Source organism: Shigella sp. FC1567 (assembly GCF_001743015.1).
Taxonomy (GTDB): Bacteria; Pseudomonadota; Gammaproteobacteria; order Enterobacterales; family Enterobacteriaceae; genus Escherichia; species Escherichia coli.
Window position 1 is genome coordinate 1 of record NZ_MIIV01000225.1, and the last position, 2,082, is coordinate 2,082.

Annotated in this window: 1 protein-coding gene and 2 pseudogenes; 1 reads left to right on the forward strand and 2 read right to left on the reverse strand. The window is 38.9% G+C overall.

All coding sequences use genetic code 11. The features are described from left to right. Positions 1-95: 95 nt before the first annotated feature. Positions 96-463: pseudogene (locus BHE85_RS14050) on the reverse strand (helix-turn-helix domain-containing protein); the annotation flags it as partial. On the opposite strand from BHE85_RS14050, the pseudogene BHE85_RS14055 reads away from it, so the two are divergent. Then, positions 462-833, forward strand: a pseudogene (locus tag BHE85_RS14055) (ATP-binding protein); the annotation flags it as partial. The pseudogenes BHE85_RS14050 and BHE85_RS14055 sit on opposite strands and share 2 nt — an antisense overlap. On the opposite strand, the gene virF reads toward BHE85_RS14055, so the two are convergent. Then, positions 826-1,614 (reverse strand): AraC family invasion system transcriptional regulator VirF, encoded by a 789-nt coding sequence (virF, locus tag BHE85_RS14060; protein WP_039063949.1) that lies wholly within the window; start codon positions 1,612-1,614, stop codon positions 826-828. The pseudogene BHE85_RS14055 and the gene virF sit on opposite strands and share 8 nt — an antisense overlap. Between the last annotated feature and the right edge of the window lie 468 nt (positions 1,615-2,082).

Here is a 2,082-nt window from a genome sequence, read left to right on the forward strand (position 1 = left end):
GAAGCAGAAAAAGCTTATTATGCTTCCATCGGAAACGATGATCTGGCAGCCTGAGTTCACAGATAAAACACTCTCCAGGAAACCCGGGGCGGTTCAATGTTTCTTTTGGTGCCAATCTTGAGCGCGCGTAAACCAGCTTCTCCGCGCTCTTCATAAACCTTCAGCCACCTGGCTACAGAACCACTACCAGCAAGCATAAAGTGAGCAGCAGCCTGATTAAGGGACATGTGCTGCTCAATCACAGCTTTCACGACCTTAATACGCAACTCTGGATCAGCACTAACACCTTTAGGTTTGGGAATTAAGCCTTTTTCTCCATGTTTTTCATAGAGGGCAACCCATGTCCTGACCTGGGTTCGGGGACACCAAAACGTGCCGAGATGATCCTGTAACCATCATCAGTAGTGAAGTAGTGATTCACGACTTCAAGGCGCTTTTCAAAAGGGTATTTTGGCTTTGACATATTAGGGGCTATTCCATTTCATCGTCCAACAAAATGGGTGCAGTACATAAGCGCAGCGCCTGCGCTGTCACAACAGGCAGTAGACCAGGAATGGAGTTATATGGACTTCCTGGAGCATCTGCTTCATGAAGAAAAACTGGCACGTCATCAACGTAAACAGGCGATGTATACCCGAATGGCAGCCTTCCCGGCGGTGAAAACGTTCGAAGAGTATGACTTCACATTCGCCACCAGAGCACCGCAGAAGCAACTCCAGTCGTTACGCTCACTCAGCTTCATAGAACGTAATGAAAATATCGTATTACTAGGGCCATCAGGTGTGGGGAAAACCCATCTGGCAATAGCGATGGGCTATGAAGCATTTAAAATTTTTTATGATATAAGTAAAATTTCTTTGGAGTTATACCATAATATTCATTAAATTTCCTTATAAAATAAGATGGGCTTGATATTCCGATAAGTCTTGATACATCATTAATATAGCTTTGACTATTCAATAAAAGCTTTGCTGCATGATGCATGCGAATATCAAGAAGGATTTGTTGAAATGTTAATTTTTCACTCTCCAATCGTTTTCTAACAGCTATTTCTGATAAATTCAAGTTATTTGAAATATCAGAAAGACGCCATCTCTTCTCGATGTTTTTTTCAACAATCTTCCTTATCTGATCAGAAAAACTAAGAGAAGAAGCTATCGATATCGAAGTATATAAAGCTTCCTCATCAGAAACAGCTGATAAAAGGCAAGCTAAACTATAGATCTTTCTTTTGCCAAAAGGCATCTCTTTTATAGATTTGAACAAATCGATAGAAACCTCCTCCCCAGAGAGGAGGAATATTTTTTTGTTTAACCCCCTTTTCTCCTCAGAATAGGAGTGTTGAAATGAATAAATTGGTTCCATTATTCTAATAATGCTTAATAATAAATTTCTGTCAAGGCTTATAATCTCAAATGGATTAATGCTATCAGATTTTTTTATGGAGACGTTTATTTGTATATTTCGCTCTATAAAAGCAATTTGCCCTTCATCGATAGTCAAAGTTTCATTGCCTGAGCTAACCGTCATTGAACACCTTTTTGCATATAAAATAATATAGTTATGCAAGCGAACCTTTATATCTATTTTGTTTTTATGTCCCATATCCATCATAAATTCAACAGAATATACCAAACTATATTTAGTGTTTACAGAGTAACTAAGAAATTTCTGTAACAGTGATTGTATACAAAATCTTTCCGTTATTAAGATAGATTAAGTAATTTTTCCTATATTTAACTTTATTTACATTTTTTGAAGAAAGAGCTTATGCAGCTTCTATTTCTCTGTGCAACAAGCTAAGTATTTGCACTGAAAGGGACTATAACCATATTATGGTTTCACTTTTCTTAGGCAATATCTGTGTAAATGTTCGGAAAGGAGTGGAGCTTCGCAAAACTCCAGCATCATAATATCCTATACGGAACGCATAAAGCCCCTTCAGACTGGAGGCTCCACAAATCCGGTTGGTGTTGATATTGGTAAGGCAGTATGACTTTCCGTGAGACAGATGCTGGCCAACGTGGGATATTTAACGCGGGTTAACATCGTTGTCAGAGCCGCATGGGTGAGCTGTTGCTA

Coding starts and splice junctions, on each gene's coding strand:
- virF (WP_039063949.1), bottom strand. CDS start 1,614: ATGATGGATATGGGACATAAAAACAAAATAGATATAAAGGTTCGCTTG.